The sequence below is a fragment of the Bordetella tumbae genome (genome assembly GCF_054780995.1).
In genome coordinates, this window is sequence record NZ_BAAGVG010000012.1 from 136,359 (window position 1) to 153,632 (window position 17,274).

General features: G+C 60.4%; 11 protein-coding genes. 10 read left to right on the top strand and 1 reads right to left on the bottom strand.

From position 1 onward, the window contains the following. Positions 1-50: 50 nt before the first annotated feature. The 10 genes from clpA (at position 51) to ACYVI2_RS11280 (ending at position 15,074) form a co-directional block, all read left to right on the top strand. On the top strand, positions 51-2,360 hold the full coding sequence (clpA, locus tag ACYVI2_RS11235) for an ATP-dependent Clp protease ATP-binding subunit ClpA (protein ID WP_415822166.1): 2,310 nt from the start codon (positions 51-53) through the stop codon (positions 2,358-2,360). A 2-nt stretch (positions 2,361-2,362) separates the two neighbouring features. Further along, positions 2,363-3,745 carry a paraquat-inducible protein A gene (locus ACYVI2_RS11240; RefSeq protein WP_415822174.1) on the top strand — a complete coding sequence of 461 codons (1,383 nt, stop codon included), beginning with the start codon at positions 2,363-2,365 and terminating at the stop codon, positions 3,743-3,745. A 27-nt stretch (positions 3,746-3,772) separates the two neighbouring features. Continuing rightward, positions 3,773-5,422 carry a PqiB family protein gene (locus ACYVI2_RS11245; RefSeq protein ID WP_415822165.1) on the top strand — a complete coding sequence of 550 codons (1,650 nt, stop codon included), beginning with the start codon at positions 3,773-3,775 and terminating at the stop codon, positions 5,420-5,422. 3 nt (positions 5,423-5,425) lie between these two features. Next, a complete protein-coding gene (locus ACYVI2_RS11250) occupies positions 5,426-6,079 on the top strand; it encodes a PqiC family protein (protein WP_415822164.1) in 654 nt (217 codons plus the stop codon). A gap of 141 nt (positions 6,080-6,220) precedes the next feature. Continuing rightward, positions 6,221-10,033 carry a trifunctional transcriptional regulator/proline dehydrogenase/L-glutamate gamma-semialdehyde dehydrogenase gene (putA, locus tag ACYVI2_RS11255; RefSeq protein WP_415822163.1) on the top strand — a complete coding sequence of 1,271 codons (3,813 nt, stop codon included), beginning with the start codon at positions 6,221-6,223 and terminating at the stop codon, positions 10,031-10,033. Positions 10,034-10,274: 241 nt separating this feature from the next. Beyond that, complete coding sequence (locus ACYVI2_RS11260; protein WP_415822162.1) at positions 10,275-11,420, top strand: branched-chain amino acid ABC transporter substrate-binding protein; 1,146 nt, start codon at positions 10,275-10,277, stop codon at positions 11,418-11,420. A 195-nt stretch (positions 11,421-11,615) separates the two neighbouring features. After that, positions 11,616-12,467: a branched-chain amino acid ABC transporter permease gene (locus ACYVI2_RS11265; RefSeq protein WP_460490312.1), complete on the top strand. Its 852-nt coding sequence runs from the start codon at positions 11,616-11,618 to the stop codon at positions 12,465-12,467. Then, positions 12,464-13,549, top strand: a complete 1,086-nt coding sequence (locus tag ACYVI2_RS11270; protein WP_415822160.1) for an ABC transporter permease subunit — start codon at positions 12,464-12,466, stop codon at positions 13,547-13,549. Before ACYVI2_RS11265 ends, ACYVI2_RS11270 begins: the two co-directional genes overlap by 4 nt. Next, on the top strand, positions 13,546-14,352 hold the full coding sequence (locus ACYVI2_RS11275) for an ABC transporter ATP-binding protein (RefSeq protein ID WP_415822159.1): 807 nt from the start codon (positions 13,546-13,548) through the stop codon (positions 14,350-14,352). Before ACYVI2_RS11270 ends, ACYVI2_RS11275 begins: the two co-directional genes overlap by 4 nt. Further along, positions 14,349-15,074 carry an ABC transporter ATP-binding protein gene (locus ACYVI2_RS11280; protein WP_415822157.1) on the top strand — a complete coding sequence of 242 codons (726 nt, stop codon included), beginning with the start codon at positions 14,349-14,351 and terminating at the stop codon, positions 15,072-15,074. The genes ACYVI2_RS11275 and ACYVI2_RS11280 overlap by 4 nt, the downstream gene beginning before the upstream one ends. Before the next feature lie 939 nt (positions 15,075-16,013). On the opposite strand, the gene ACYVI2_RS11285 is transcribed toward ACYVI2_RS11280, so the two are convergent. Further along, on the bottom strand, positions 16,014-17,273 hold the full coding sequence (locus ACYVI2_RS11285; RefSeq protein ID WP_415820634.1) for a CaiB/BaiF CoA transferase family protein: 1,260 nt from the start codon (positions 17,271-17,273) through the stop codon (positions 16,014-16,016). Position 17,274 lies beyond the last annotated feature (1 nt).

Consider the following 17,274-nt stretch of genomic DNA (forward strand, 5'->3'; position numbering starts at 1 on the left):
TAGAATATGAATCGTGTATTTCGATCGCTTCAATGCGTTACGGAGGAAGCGTGATTTCCCAAGAGCTTGAAGTCAGCCTGCATATGGCTTTCGTCGAGGCCCGTTCGGCCCGGCATGAATTTATTACCGTCGAGCACCTGCTGTTGTCGCTGCTCGATAATGCGTCGGCCATCGAGGTGCTGCGCGCGTGCTCGGCCAATCTCGATGATTTGCGTCGCAATCTGCGTCAGTTCGTGTCCGAAAATACGCCGGTCATCCCGACCGGCGCTGAGGTGGACACGCAGCCGACACTAGGTTTTCAGCGCGTGATTCAGCGCGCCATCATGCACGTTTCGGCGGGCGGTACCGGCAAAAAACCGGTCACAGGCGCCAACGTGCTGGTCGCCATTTTTGGCGAAAAAGATTCGCATGCGGTGTATTACCTGCAACAGCAGGGGGTGACACGGCTGGATGTGGTCAACTTCCTGTCGCATGGCATCACCAAGCAGCCCCAGGAAGAATCCGCCTCCGCCACGCCCAAAGAACAACCCGGCGCCGAAGAAAACGCCGAGTCGCGCCAGTCGCCGCTGGATCAATACGCCACGGACCTGAACGCGGCTGCGCTCGCGGGGCGTATCGACCCCCTGATCGGCCGTGAACACGAAGTCGAACGCGTTATTCAGGTCTTGTGCCGCCGCCGGAAAAACAACCCGTTGCTGGTGGGCGAGGCTGGCGTGGGTAAAACCGCGATTGCCGAGGGATTGGCCTGGCGCATTACGCGCGGCGAGGTCCCCGAGGTCCTGCAGGCTGCTCATGTGTACGCCCTGGATATGGGCGCGCTGCTCGCGGGCACCAAATATCGTGGTGATTTCGAACAGCGCCTCAAAGGCGTTCTGAAACAAATCCGCGGCAATCCCGACGCCATTTTGTTCATCGATGAAATCCACACCTTGATCGGCGCCGGATCGGCATCGGGCGGCACGCTGGATGCGTCCAATCTGCTCAAGCCTGCCTTGTCGTCTGGGCAGTTGAAATGCATTGGCGCCACGACTTATACCGAATTCCGCGGTGTCTTTGAAAAAGACCACGCGCTGTCGCGCCGTTTCCAGAAAATCGACGTGCCCGAGCCCAGCGTCGAGCAGACCGTGCAGATTCTGCGCGGCCTGAAGAGCCGTTTCGAAGAACACCACAGCGTGCGTTATTCCGCCGCTGCGCTCAGCGCTGCTGCGGAGTTGTCCGCACGCTACATCAATGATCGTCATTTGCCCGACAAGGCCATCGACGTCATCGACGAGGCCGGCGCCGCGCAACGCCTGCTGCCGCGCTCGCGCCAGAAAAAAGTCATCGGCAAGATCGACATCGAAAACATCGTTTCCAAGATCGCGCGCATTCCGCCGCAATCCGTGTCCAACGATGACCGCAGCAAGCTCGCCACACTCGAACGCGATCTGAAAACCGTCGTGTTCGGTCAGGACAACGCCATCGAGGCGTTGGCCGCATCGATCAAAATGGCGCGGTCCGGCTTGGGTAAACCCGAGCGTCCCATCGGCTCGTTCCTCTTTTCCGGCCCCACGGGCGTGGGTAAAACCGAAGTCGCTCGTCAGCTCGCGTTCACCTTGGGCGTCGAGTTGCTGCGTTTCGATATGTCCGAGTACATGGAACGTCATGCCGTGTCGCGCCTGATCGGCGCGCCGCCGGGATATGTCGGGTTTGATCAAGGCGGCCTGTTGACCGAGGCCATCACCAAGCAACCGCATTGCGTGTTGCTGCTGGACGAGATCGAAAAAGCGCATCCCGATGTGTTCAACATCCTGCTGCAGGTGATGGACCACGGTACGCTGACCGACAACAACGGACGCAAGGCCGATTTCCGCAATGTCATCATCATCATGACGACCAATGCGGGCGCCGAAACGCTGAATCGTCCCACCATCGGCTTTTCGAACAGCCGCGTGGCGGGCGACGAGATGGCCGAGATCCGCCGCGTGTTCACGCCCGAGTTCCGCAACCGTCTGGACGCCATCATTCCGTTTGCCGGGTTGTCGCGCGAAATCATCCTGCGCGTCGTCGACAAATTCCTCATGCAGCTCGAGGACCAACTGCACGAGCGTCGCGTCGAGGCCGTCTTTACCGAGGCGTTGCGCGCTCACCTGGCAAAAGAAGGCTTCGATCCTCTCATGGGTGCGCGGCCGATGCAGCGCTTGATCCAGGACACGATCCGTCGTGCCTTGGCCGACGAACTGCTATTCGGCAAGCTGGCCGACGGCGGTACGGTGACAGTCGATCTGGATGCCGATGGCAAGGTGCAACTCAGTTTCGGCGGCGGCAAATCGTCGGACTCAGGCGCCCGTGATCGACAGGAAGTCGAGTTGGTCGATTGAACCTGCCCACAGAACCGCTGATTGCCTGCGAACATTGCGGCAATATTTTCCGGCGGCACGAGTTGCAGCGCGGCGAAACGGCCACGTGCGCGCGCTGCGGCACAATTTTGTGGAAATATTGCGGGATCAGCCTTTCGAGTTGGTTGGCGTTGTGTCTGACGGCATTGATCGTCTTTGTGGTGGCCAATGCTTATCCCGTTATGAGCATGTCGGTGCAAGGCATGAGCCGCGACGCCTCCTTGCTCGACGCGGTCATCATGACCTGGAATCAAGGGTACGTGCTCACGGCCATGATGACGGGATTGGCCGGATTCGGGGTGCCGCTTGCGAGTCTGGCCTTGTTGCTGTGGGTGTTGTTTCCACTGACGATGGGACGAGAACCCCTCGGCTTTCGCCCCATCATGCGCCTGTTTGGCGCGTTGCGTCCGTGGGGCATGGTGCCTGTCTTTTTGCTCGGTGTGTTGGTGTCGGTCGTAAAGCTCGCAGGCATGGCGGCGGTCAGCCCGCAGCCGGGCCTGTTCGCGTTTGGCATATTGACCATCTTGATGACACTGCTCTCACGCTTGTCGCCGCATGCGTTATGGCGGTATGCCGAGCAGGAGGGCGTCGTGCCGATCCATACACCGAAACGCGAGCCCGGCAAGGTCCTGACGGGCTGCCATGTGTGCGGACAAGTGCAGGCGGTGCCTGCGCAGGCACATGATCATTCGCACAGCGAGACACCGCATTGTGTCCGTTGCCACGCGGTGGTGCATGAGCGCAAGCCCGCCAGCCTGACGCGCACCTGGGCGCTGCTATTGGCCGCGGCTGCGCTCTACGTGCCGGCCAATGTGCTGCCCATCATGAATATCAGTTCCGTTTTCCTGGGCGACAGCGGCCATACCATCCTGGGCGGGGTGGTCGAGCTTTGGCAAACCGGGTCCTGGGATATCGCGTTGATCGTTTTTGTCGCCAGTATTGTGGTGCCATTGACAAAAATGTTGGCCTTGGCGGCGTTGGCCGCTAGCGTAGAACGGTGCAGTCCGTTTAATCTGCGCCAACGGACCCGAATGTACGAAATGATCGAATTCATCGGGCAGTGGTCCATGCTGGACGTTTTCGTGGTGATTCTGTTGGCGGCCTTGGCGCATTTCCAGGGGCTGATGGAAATCTCTGCCGGTCCCGCCGCGGCGTCTTTCGGTCTGGTCGTGGTGTTGACAATGTTGGCGGCAATGAGCTTTGATCCTCGTATTGCGTGGGACAAGGAAGTGCAAGAAGAATCTGATAATGTGACACCACAGCAGGGGGCTCAAGACGAGCGGCGTCCTGGGTCCTTGAATGCTGAACCGCAGATCGAGCGTGGCTCGGGACGGCCGTCAGCGGCTTCCCTGCAAGACTCTGCATAGCAAAAATAACAGGCTCGCATTCATACTATGGCTGAACAAACTCCTTCAAATCCTAGCGACGAGATCGCCGCGCCAGAGGTCGTACGCAAAAAAACACGGCGTATCGGCTGGATATGGCTGGTGCCGGTCGTCGCGGCCGTCGTCGCGCTGTCGCTGGTGCTGCGCACCTGGATGCAAGAAGGGCCGGAAATTTCCATCACATTCAACACGGCCGAGGGCCTGGAGGTCGGCAAGACCCAGGTTCGCTACAAGGACGTCGTGATTGGCATGGTGCAGCGCGTTCATTTCAACGATGATCGCTCCAAGGTCATCGTCAAGGTCCAGTTGTCCAAGAATGCGGCAGGCTTGGCAACCGAGGGCACTAATTTTTGGGTGGTTCGGCCACGTTTAGGGTTTAGCGGCGTGTCGGGCTTGGGGACGCTGCTGTCCGGTGCGTATATCGATGTCGATGCTCGCGACGGATCGGGCGCCTCCACCTCGGCCACGCAATTCGAATTCGTCGGCCTGGAAACCCCGCCGCCGGTGACCCACGATCGGGATGGCAAACGCTTTATCCTCAAGGCCCGTGATCTGGGGTCTTTGGATATCGGCTCTCCGGTGTATTTCCGGCGCATCAATGTCGGGCGCGTGATTGGGTATAACCTCGATGAAAGCGGCGATTCCGTGAATGTCGAAGTCTTTGTCGATGCACCCAACGACAAGTTTGTCACTGCAGGCTCGCGTTTCTGGAATGCCAGCGGTATCGATTTACAGGTGGATGGCGGCGGAGTAAAGCTGCATACACAGTCCTTGCTGTCCCTGGCGCTTGGCGGTGTCGCGTTTGCGCCTGTGAATGTCAACCAGCCCGAGCTGGCCAAGCCTAGCGCGCAATTTGAGCTGTATGACAGCGAGAGCGCAGCAAAAGCCAATCCGGATGGCGATCCGTTCCCGATCCGGATGCGCTTCGACCAGTCTATCCGCGGCTTGGCCGTTGGCGCGACGATCGACTTCCAGGGCATCACCTTGGGACAGGTCACCAAGATCAGTATCGATTTCGACAACGAGAAAAAGCGTTTCTTCGCTGTGGTCGATGCCGTCACCTATCCTGAGCGCCTGGGTCCGGTCTACGACAGGATGCACGCGCGTGCCGAAGCCGATGGCGATGCGGGCGGGCGTCTGCTGGGCGTCATGATCAGATACGGCCTGCGTGCACAGCTGCGAACCGCCAATCTCCTGACGGGCCAGTTGTACATCGTGTTAGAGAATTTCCCGAAAGCCGAGCCAGTGGATTTCAAACTCACCGACCCGGTGATGATTCCCACGGTCCCGGGCAATCTGGAACAACTGCAGCAGCAGATTACCAACATCGTCGACAAGATCGACAAAATTCCGTTCGATCAAATCGGTCGCGATTTGCGTACGACCTTGTCGAGTACCTCGCGCCTGCTCGAGAACCTGGACAAGCGCGTCGCTCCAGACCTGCGCAATACCCTGCAGGCTGCCCGTAAATCGCTAGATAGCATTAATGAACTGTTGTCGCGTGATGGGTCACTGCCGGTGAACGCCGAACGCGCGATGACAGAGCTGGGTCGTGCAGCGCGTTCGCTGCGTAGCTTGGCCGACTATCTGCAGGTCCATCCCGAGGCCTTGATCCGCGGCCGTGGGGAAGACCCGATACCCGGTCAAATCAGGAACTGATCTATGTCTGCTACACGACGCATTCCGTTGCTGTCCGCCTTGATGCTGTCGGCCGTGCTGGCCGGCTGCGGGGGCTCGCCTTCGGTGCGCTACTACACGCTGCAATCCGATCCGCAAACGGCGGCGCGCAGCGTGCCGCGCGTGGATTATCAAATCGAGGTCGCGCCCGTGAACGTGCCGCAGCAGGCCGATCAACCGCAAATCATGCTGCGGCCGGGGCAGGGCGATGGCGCGTTGACGCCGATGTATTCCGACCGCTGGAGTGCCCCGCTGGCCGATGAAATACGCTCGGCTCTGGCAGACACGCTGACCCGTACCTTGGGGGCGCTGGATGTGCAGACACTCACGCCTGCGCCGGATGTGCCGGTATGGCGGATTCAAGTCGATGTGCAGCGCTTTGACATGGTCGTGGGCGGCCCGGCCCGGCTAGATGCCACCTGGCGTGTGCGGCCAGTCAACGTGAAAGGCGGTCGTGCCTTGCTATGCCGCTCGGTGGTGCAATTGCCGGCGGATCAGTTAAACGCCGTGAATTCGCTGGTGCAGGCCCAACAACAGGCTGTGGTACTGCTGGGAAATACGATCGCTTCGGCGATTCAATCCGGCGGTGCACAGGCAACACCCGCGGCAGAACAGGTGCAAATGCTGGGATGTACTTGAAATACGGGTTAACCCTTAAAGGTTAACCATGATTTCAAACCGGTTGTATCTTCCTTAGTATTCGGTTTTACCGAAACAGCAAATCCGTGCCGTGGCGCGCCGTGCCCACGGGCGGCCGCTATACTGAGGATTGGCTTCATCATGAGCAGCACCACACTGGGCGTCAAGGTGGACGACACCTTGCGCGATCGCTTGAAGGCCGCTGCGCGGAAACTCAGCTGCACGCCGCACTGGCTGCACAAGCAGGCGTTGCTGGCCTATTTGGACAAGATCGAGCGTGGCCAGCTGCCGGCCGAGATTTTGCATCTCTCTTCTGATGAAACCGATGCCGAGGACACGGACGCGGCCACGCAGGCCATGACGCCGCCGTTCTTCGAGTTTGGCCAGGACGTGCAGCCGCAATCCGTCCTGCGTGCCGCGATCACGGCGGCGTACCGCCGCCCGGAGCCTGAATGTGTGCCGTTGCTGCTCGGCCAGGCACGCATGCCCAATCCCGAAAAAATCCACGCGATGGCGACGCGTCTGGTAAAAGCGCTGCGCGACAAGCGTGGCGGCGGCGGGGTCGAGGGCCTGATCCAAGAATTCTCGCTCTCGAGCCAAGAGGGCGTCGCGCTGATGTGTCTGGCCGAGGCGTTGCTGCGTATTCCCGACCGCGCGACGCGCGATGCGCTCATACGAGACAAGATCTCGCGCGGCGACTGGCGTTCGCATATGGGCGGTTCGCAGTCCTTGTTCGTGAACGCTGCGACCTGGGGCTTGATGCTGACCGGCAAACTGGTTGCCGTCAACAGCGAGCAGTCTCTGTCCAAGGCCTTGACACGCTTGATCGGCAAGGGCGGCGAGCCTCTGGTGCGCAAGGGCGTCAACATGGCCATGCGCATGATGGGCGAACAATTCGTCTCGGGCCAGACGATTTCCGAGGCCCTGGCCAACAATCGCAAACAGGAATCCAAGGGCTTCCGATATTCGTACGACATGCTGGGCGAGGCCGCTACGACCAGCGAAGACGCCGACCGTTACTACGCCTCGTATGAGCAGGCCATTCATGCCATCGGCAAGGCCGCCGCGGGCCGCGGCATTTACGAAGGCCCCGGTATTTCGATCAAGCTCTCGGCCTTGCATCCCACCTATTCGCGTGCCCAGCGCGAGCGCGTCATGCGGGAATTACTGCCGCGTGTGCGCTCGCTGACGATATTGGCGCGTCAATACGATATCGGCCTGAACATCGATGCGGAGGAGGCCGATCGTCTGGAAATTTCCCTGGATCTGCTCGAAGCGCTCTGCATGACTCCCGAGCTCGAGGGCTGGAACGGCATCGGATTCGTCATCCAGGCCTATCAAAAACGTGCGCCGTTCGTGATCGATTATGTGATCGACCTCGCACGCCGCAGCCGCCATCGCATCATGGTGCGTCTGGTCAAAGGCGCCTATTGGGACACGGAAATCAAACGCGCGCAGATCGACGGCCTGGAGGGCTATCCGGTCTACACCCGCAAGGTCTACACCGATGTGGCCTATCTGGCTTGTGCTCGCAAGCTCCTGGGTGCGCCAGAGGCCGTCTATCCGCAGTTTGCGACGCATAACGCGTATACCTTGTCCGCGGTGTACCAACTGGCCGGCCAGAACTACTATCCCGGTCAATACGAATTCCAATGCCTGCACGGCATGGGCGAACCCCTCTACGAAGAGGTCGTCGGCCCGGCAGCCGATGGCAAACTGAACCGGCCGTGCCGCATCTATGCGCCCGTTGGCACGCACGAGACGCTGCTGGCCTATCTGGTGCGCCGCTTGTTGGAAAATGGCGCAAACACGTCTTTCGTCAACTTGATCGGCGACGAAGACATCCCGATCGATACGCTCGTCGCAGATCCCGTCGATGTCGCCATGCGCATTACGCCGTTGGGCGCGCCACACGAGCAGATCCCGCTGCCGCGCGAACTATATGGTCCGGCCAACACTGGCGCGCGTCTGAACTCAGCCGGTCTGGATCTGACCAACGAACATCGCCTGGGCTCGCTTGCAGCGGCGTTACTGACCAGCGCTGCGACACCATGGCGGGCGGCGCCCCTGTTGGGCGAATCCCAGACCGTATGGGATACCGAGCGCGCGATCGAGGTGCGTAATCCCGCCGATCATCGTGACCTGGTCGGTTATCTGATCGAAGCCCAACCTGCTGAGGTCGAACAAGCCTTGCGCGTCGCAGAGAGCACTGCGCCCATCTGGCAAGCGACGCCTGTGGGCGAACGGGCCCAATGCCTGCGCCGCGCCGCGCAACTCCTCGAAGAAGGCATGCAGCCGTTGTTGGGCCTGATCGTGCGCGAAGCCGGTAAATCGCTGCCCAACGCCATTGCCGAGGTACGCGAGGCCGTGGATTTCCTGCGCTATTACGCGGACCAGGCCGAACGCGAGTTCAACAACGATACCCATCGTCCATTGGGCACGGTGCTGTGCATCAGCCCGTGGAATTTCCCGCTCGCCATCTTTACCGGCCAAGTCGCCGCCGCTCTGGTTGCGGGCAATAGTGTGATCGCCAAGCCCGCCGAGCAAACCTGCCTGATCGCCGCGCAAGCCATACAGATCCTGCGCGCGGCAGGTGTGCCGGGCGGCGCGGTGCAATTGCTGCCGGGCCGGGGCGAAACTGTCGGGGCACAGTTGGTCGAAAGCCCCGCGATCGATGGGGTGATGTTCACCGGGTCTACCGATGTGGCGCGGCTGATTGCGCGTACGCTGGCGCGCCGTCTGGACGATCAGGGCCACACCATTCCGTTGATCGCGGAAACGGGCGGGCAAAATGCCATGATTGTCGATTCGTCCGCCTTGGCCGAACAGGTCGTGTTCGATGTCCTGAACTCCGCCTACGATTCCGCGGGCCAGCGTTGCTCTGCTTTGCGCGTGTTGTGCTTGCAAGAGGACAGTGCCGATCACATTCTGCAGATGCTGCGCGGCGCGATGCGCGAATTGTATGTCGGTAATCCGGACCAATTGGCTGCCAACGTCGGCCCCGTGATCGATGCCGAGGCGCGCGACAACATCCTGCGCCATATCGAGGCCATGCGTACCGCCGGTCATCGTATCGATCAAGTCGAGCCCAACGCCAACTGCCGTTATGGCACGTTCGTGCCGCCGACACTGATCGAAATCGGCAGCATCGACGAACTCACGCGAGAAGTCTTTGGCCCGGTATTGCATGTGCTGCGCTACCGGCGCGATGCCCTGGACCAAGTACTGGACCAGATCAATGCCACGGGCTATGGATTGACCTTTGGCGTGCACAGCCGTATCGATGAGACCATTGGGCATGTCACCGGGCGCGTGCATGCCGGCAATATGTACGTCAATCGCAACATCGTCGGTGCCGTGGTCGGCGTGCAGCCTTTCGGTGGCGAGGGGCTCTCGGGGACGGGGCCGAAGGCCGGTGGTCCCCTGTATTTGTATCGTCTGCTGGCCGTGCGTCCGGCGGGATTGCCACCCGGTGTGAACGGGACATCACTGCCCACCGTGCAGACCTTGCCCGGCCCGACGGGCGAGCAGAACACCTATCAGTTGCAGCCCCGCGGTGCGGTGCTGTGTATCGCTGCCACCGAAACCGGCGCACAGGCGCAGTATGCGGCAGCGCAGGCCTCGGGAAACAAGGCTCTGTTCCTGGATACGCCTGCCGCGCAGGCCTGGCGCGCTGGAGCAGGGGCGGGCACGAGCGTGACGCTATTGACGGACGATAAAGTCGACGAAACCGCATTCCAAGGCGTATTGTTCGAAGGGGACGGCGACGATCTGCGTGCGTGGAACGAGCGCATTGCCTCGCGCAATGGCCCGATCTTGATTGTGCAAGGCTTGACCCCGGATGCCTTGGCTGCCGGCGCGGCCTACACACTGGAACAGCTCGTGGCCGAGCGTTCCATCAGTGTCAATACGGCCGCGGCAGGGGGCAACGCCAGTCTGATGTCTATCGGTTAATTGCATTTCAGCCGTCTGACGAGGCACATCGTGATCGTGCAGACGGCGATGCTTTGCAGCCATATCGGCCGATCGCCGTTTGGTTGTAGAACAACGCGGGTTATCGCCAATAGCCGAAAGGTTGTACTCGATCAAAAATCCGGTGCAACTTTTTTCGGTACAAATCCAGAAGAGTCAGGCCACTGCGCCAAAAGCAGCAGTGTGCCTATGCAGTACCTTATTCACACAGGAGGGTATAGAGATGACATTCGCATTTTCCCGGCCGGTTCTGCTGGCAGCATTGGCCGCAGCCAGCCTCGTGAGCGTGGCGCACGCCGAAGACATCAAATTCGGTTTTGCGGCGCCGTTGACCGGGCCGCAATCGCACTACGGCGAAGACATGCAGAACGGGCTGACATTGGCCCTGGAAGAAGCCAATAAAAAAGGCATCAAGGTCGATGGCGAGACCGCCAAATTCGAGCTGGTGTCGCGTGACGATCAAGCCGATCCACGTACCGCTGTGCAGGTAGCCCAACAGTTGGTCGACGAAGACGTCAACGGCATTCTCGGCCATTTCAACTCGGGCACCACCATTCCGGCTTCGCGTGTCTACAACGAGGCAGGCTTGCCGCAGATCGCGATGGCAACCTCGCCGGAATACACCGCCCAGGGCTACGACACGACCTTTCGCATGATGACCAGCGATACGCAGCAGGGCGCTGCCGTGGGCCAGTTCATCGTCGAGAAACTCAAGGCTAAAAAGGTCGCCATCATTGACGACCGTACCGCGTACGGACAGGGCCTGGCCGACGAGGTCGAAAAAGCCGTCAAAAAGGCCGGTGGTGAAATCGTGCGCCGCGAGTACACCACTGACAAGGCGAACGACTTCACCTCCATTCTGACCAACATCAAGGCTGCTGCGCCGGACGCGATTTTCTACGGTGGCCTGGACGCGCAGTCCGGTCCCATGAAGCGTCAATTGGTCAGCCTGGGTATCAAGGCGCCATTGGTGTCGGGCGAAATGACCCGCAGCGATACGTTCCTGAAACTGGCTGGCGATGCGGCAGAGGGTACCTATGCCTCACTGGCTGGCGTGCCGCTGGACAAGATGACTGCCGGCAAGGATTTCGCGCAACGCTACGAGGCCCGCTTTAAAAAGGCTCCCGGCGTCTATGCTCCCTATGCCTATGATGGCGCCTGGACCATGATCACTGCGATCGAGCAGGCCGGCTCCGCAAACCCCGACGATTATCTGCCCAAACTGGCCAAGATCGAGCGCAAAGGCGCCACCAGCGAACACATCGCCTACGACGACAAAGGCGATTTGAAAGAAATCTCGGTCACCATTTACGAAGTCAAGAACGGTAAATGGGAAATGGTCGAGACCATGGTCAGCCAAGCCAACTAAGTCAGGCTTGGCCTGCGGGCATCTCGTGCCCGCAGCGCCGCATCAGTGCCGCGCGGCATGGCGTCCGCGCGGTGCGGCAACCTCTCTTTACGAGCACATCACAGGCTCCGTATTCCTATGGATATCTTCATTCAGCAGCTCATTAATGGCCTGACGCTGGGCAGCGTATACGCGCTCGTCGCGTTGGGCTATACGATGGTGTACGGCATCATCGGGCTCATCAATTTTGCGCATGGCGATGTCGTCATGATCGGTGCCATGGCGGCCACCATGATCGCTACCGCGCTGGTCGGCGGGGATCCCACCGTCTCGGCTTTTGCCGTACTGGGGGTAGGTTTATTGGTGTCGGTGCCTTTGTGCATGGCTGTGGGTTGGACTGCCGAGCGCGTGGCCTACAGGCCATTGCGCCGCGCGCCGCGCCTGGCCGCATTGATCACCGCTATCGGCGTATCGATCATTCTGCAGAACCTCGCCATGATGGTGTGGGGGCGCAATTACCTGAATTTCCCCCAGGTCCTGGAACCGCGGGTGTTCGAGCTGGCCGGAGCCCGCATGAGCTCGCTGCAGATGGCCATCGTGCTGATCGCGGCGTTGATCATGGGCGCCTTGCTTGCGGTCGTTCACAAAACCCGGTTGGGTACGGCCATGCGCGCTACCGCGCAAAACCGCGAGGTGGCGGGCCTGATGGGGGTCAACATCAATACGGTGATCTCGGCGGCGTTTTTAATCGGTTCCGCGTTGGCCGCGATCGCCGGCATGATGGTCACCACCTATTATGGGGTGGCGCAATACACCATGGGTTTCATGCTGGGCCTGAAGGCCTTTACCGCTGCCGTGCTGGGTGGGATCGGCAATCTGGTCGGCGCGATGGCGGGCGGCTTGTTGCTGGGCATCATCGAGTCCCTGGGCGCGGGTTATATCGGCGACATCACCGGCGGATTCCTCGGCAGCCATTATCAGGATGTGTTTGCCTTCGTCGTGCTCGTGCTGGTATTGATCTTCCGCCCGTCGGGTCTGCTCGGCGAACGCGTAGGAGACCGCGCATGAATACCACCACATCCTCTCGCGGCCTCTCGAGCCGTCATCTGCTGGGCATCGTGTTGATAGGCATTGTCCTGGCCGTGTTGCCGTTTGTGCTGGGCATGGCCGGACAAAGCTGGGTGCGTATTGTCAACTTTGCGTTGCTGTACGTGATGTTGTCTTTAGGCCTGAACATTGTTGTGGGCTTTGCCGGCCTGCTGGACCTGGGCTATATCGCGTTCTATGCCGTGGGCGCTTATGCCTGGGCACTATTGGCCTCGCCGCATTTCGGCCTGCATCTGCCGTTCTGGGCCATTCTGCCTATCAGCCTGGGCCTGGCGTGCGTATTTGGTGTGTTGCTCGGCGCGCCGACCTTGAAACTGCGTGGCGATTACCTCGCGATCGTGACCTTGGGGTTTGGCGAGATCATCCGCATCTTTCTGAATAACTTGAATGCGCCGGTCAATATCACCAACGGGCCGCAGGGCATCAACCGCATCGATGGTTTCAAGATTGGCGAATTCATGTTCAGCCGTTCAGAAACCATCATGGGGATGCGGTTCACCAGCCCCGAGAAATATTACTACCTGTTGTTGGGCATCACGCTGTTGATCGTCCTGGTATGCATGCGTCTGCAAAATTCCCGCATCGGCCGCGCCTGGGAGGCTATCCGCGAAGACGAGACCGCCGCCAAGGCGATGGGTATCAACACCCGCAACGTGAAGCTCCTGGCGTTTGCCATGGGCGCCTCGTTTGGCGGTGTGGCGGGGGCGTTGTTTGCGTCGATGCAGGGCTTTGTCAGCCCTGAGAGCTTTAGCCTGACCGAGTCCATCTCCGTATTGTGCATGGTCGTACTCGGCGGCATGGGCAATATTCCGGGTGTGATTCTGGGGGCGATCCTGCTGGCGGCGTTGCCCGAGTTCTTGCGTGCCGTTGTCGAGCCCGTGCAGCGCCTGATTTTTGGCGAGGTCGTACTCGACCCCGAGGGCATCCGTATGTTGCTGTTTGGCTTGGCCATGGTGTGCGTCATGCTGTTCCGTCCCGCAGGGCTGTGGCCGTCTGCCGTGCGTAAACGCGAGTTGGCCGGCACTAACGGAGGCCAGGCATGAGCATCATTTTGCAAGCCGAAGGCCTGGGCAAACGCTTCGGCGGCCTGCAGGCGCTATCGGGCGTCAGCTTCGATATCCAAGCCGGCGAGATCTACGGCCTGATCGGCCCCAACGGTGCGGGTAAAACGACGCTGTTCAACGTGTTGACCGGCCTGTATATCCCTGAAGACGGCCGCTGCACGTTCAACGGCGAATCCCTCATCGGCCGCAAGCCGCACGAGGTCGCCGAAGTCGGCCTCGCGCGCACCTTTCAAAACATTCGCTTGTTCGCCAATCTGAGCGCGATCGAAAACGTGATGATCGGCCGTCACGTCCGCACGCGCGCGGGCGTGTTTGGCGCGGTGTTTCGCACCCGTGCCACGCGTGCAGAGGAGTCCGCCATCGAACAGCGTGCGCACGAGTTGCTCGACTACGTCGGCATCGGCGCGCGTGCAAACGACGTGGCACGCTCGTTGTCGTATGGCGATCAGCGGCGCCTCGAGATCGCCCGGGCACTCGCCACCGAGCCGAAGCTGCTCGCGCTGGATGAACCCGCCGCGGGCATGAATGCATCCGAAACCGTGGTCCTGCGTCAATTGATCGAAAAGATCCGCAACGACGGGATCACCGTACTGTTGATTGAACACGATATGAAACTCGTCATGGGACTGTGCGATCGCGTGCTCGTCCTGGAATACGGCAAGGTCCTCTCCATGGGCAAGCCGGCCCAGGTCCAACGCGATCCCAAAGTCATCGAAGCCTATTTGGGTGCGGGCGCTGCCCAGGATGCCCAGGCGATCCCTGCGGAGCATCCCCAATCATGAGCGCAACCCCACCTTTATTGGATCTGCGCGGCCTGGAGGTTGCCTATGGTGGTATCCGTGCCGTGCGAGGTATCGACCTGCACGTCGATGCGGGCGAGCTCGTTTGCCTGATCGGGGCGAATGGCGCAGGCAAGAGCACCACGCTGCGAGCGATATGCGGCCTGGTGCCGCTGGCAGGCGGCGATGTGCACTACGATGGCCAATCCATCAATGGCCGCAAATCATTTGAACTTGTGCGTCGCGGCCTGGTGATGGTTCCCGAAGGGCGAGGCATTTTCGGCCAGCTCACCATCGAAGAAAACCTGGCCATGGGTGCATATACGCGACGCGACGCCGCACAGGTACGGCAGGACACTGAGCGTGTGTTCACGCTGTTTCCGCGCTTGGCCGAACGCCGTAAACAAGCGGCTGGCACGTTATCCGGCGGTGAACAGCAGATGGTCGCCATGGGCCGTGCCATGATCGCGCGCCCCAAATTGCTGCTGCTCGACGAGCCTTCGATGGGCCTCGCGCCCTTGATGGTGGAAAAAGTCTTCGAAGTCGTACGCACCATTGCCAACGAGGGCGTGACCATTTTGCTCATCGAGCAGAATGCCAAACTCGCGTTGGAACATAGCCATCGTGGCTATGTGATGGAGTCCGGTGAGCTGACTCTCTCGGGGCCGTCAAATGAATTGCTGACAGATCCGAAAGTTCGGGCGGCGTATCTGGGTGAGGTGTAAGTCGGTTGCGGTGAGTACGCCTGTTTTTGTGCGTAGGCTTCTGGCTTGCCACGTCTGGGTTGCTGACGGAAGGGGCGAGTTCTATTGGACGTCGAAGCGGGGCAGTGACCGTGTTGGCGCTTCACGGAGTCGGTCGGCCGCCTGCGCGGCCGACACCGCTTCGTCAACCTCGTCGCTACGCTCCTTCGGTTTCCCTCGCTCGACTCCGAGGCGCGCCAACACAGTCACTGCCCCGCTTCGACTCACAGCATCTCTGATTCCCCCGTCGCTGGCACGGGTGGTCTACGTAGGCTTCGTAGGCGATGATTTCTGCAAAGATGAAAATCTTGCAGGGCGGCTATTCATTGGCGCCTATGGGCGCGCCAATGAATAGCGTTCGTGATCTGCATGCGAGGGCTTTGGCATCGGTGGCAAACAGAAGATCTCTCGAGCAACGATTTCTCATAGATAAACAGGCGATTGTTCGCTCCACGACTGCGCGACATCCAAAGATGTGCGACGTATCTCCGCATGCATTAACTCTAGCCAAGCAGATCTTCCAACCTGGCACCCTGCCACCTCGCCGCATGCCCGGACCGATCGCTATTCGCGCGTGTGCAGGGCACGCGCGAATAGCAGCCCCGCAAGATCTTCCTCTTTGCCAACACGGTCACAGAAAAACGCCAAGCAAAACAGCCGTGCCAGCGATGTGATGAGCTTGAGTTACTGCGAGTCGAGCCGAGGCAATCGGGCCGTGGGGGCGCCTCAAAGCCGAGTGGAGCGGACGTTGAAGGGAGCGCGAAGGCGCGGACGAAACGAGCGAACACGGTGTCCGGCGCCCGCGCGCCGGACCGGCTTTGTGAAGCCCCCACGGCCCGATTGCCTCGGCTCGACGTCCAATAAGCACGCCACCCTCCGCACCTAACCCACACCCCTAACCGAATCCACAAAACGCCACACCTACGCGGTAGCAGCCTCGCGATCGATCGCCGCCACAACCCCCGCATTGATCAAAGCATCAATCTCCGACTCGCTATAGCCAAACTCCCCCAGAATAGCGATCGTATCCTCACCCAGCTGCGGAGCAGGCCGATGGTACTGCGCCGGTGTAGCCGACAGCTTGACCGGCATCCCCACGGTACGCACCGTACCCGCAACGGAGTGCTCCTGTTCCACCACCATACCGCGCGCCAATGTCTGCGGATGCGACAGCGCCTGTGCGATTGAATGCACGGGCCCAGCCGGTACGCCAGCCTCATCGAAAATATCCAGCCATTCCTGCGCACTACGCGTTTTCAAGATAGCGGACATACTTTCGACAAGTTCATCGCGATTGTTCATCCGGTCCCGGTTGCGCGCAAAGCGTGGATCCTCGGCCCATTCAGGCTTACCTAACGCCGCTGCAATACGCTGCCAGTTCTTTTCGTTGGCCCCGCCGATGATGATCCAGTCCGTGCCTGTAGGAAACGCCTGGTACGGGGTGCTCAGGACATGCGCCGACCCGGTAGGCCCAGGCGATACGCCGCTGCCAAAATAAATCGCGGCATGCCAATACAACTGCTGCAGGCTGGCCTCCAGCAACGAAGTCTCGACGATCTGGCCTTCGCCTGTACGTTGCTTGTGTTGGTACGCCGCCAACACGCCGAACGCCGCCAGCAAGCCCGCATTGATATCGGCCACCGAGTTCCCCGTACGCAGCGGCGGGCCGCCGGGCTCACCGGTAATCGCCATCAGGCCCGAGAAACCCTGAGCGACCAGATCAAAGCCCCCTTTGTCCGCATAGGGACCCGACAAACCATAGCCCGATACCGCGCAGTAGATCAGACCAGGATTTTCCTTGCGCAGCGTCTCGTAACCCAGGCCCAGTTTCTCCATCGTGCCTTTGCGAAAATTCTCCGTGACGACATCGGCGTCCCGGATCATGCGCAGCAGGACCTTCTTGCCCTCGGGATGCTTCAAATCCAGCGCGATGGCGCGCTTGTTCCGGTTCAGCATCAAATACGGCGCCGAGATTCCATTGATCTGCGGGTCTCGATACTGCCGTGAATCGTCGCCGCCGTTGATTTTTTCAACCTTGATCACGTCGGCGCCCAAGTCGGCCAACATCATGCCGCAGGTGGGGCCCGCCATGATCTGCGACAACTCGATCACGCGCATGCCTGCCAACGCGCCTTTGGCAGCGCCGGTTGCAGAGGGGGTATCGGAAGCGTGCTTTTCCATA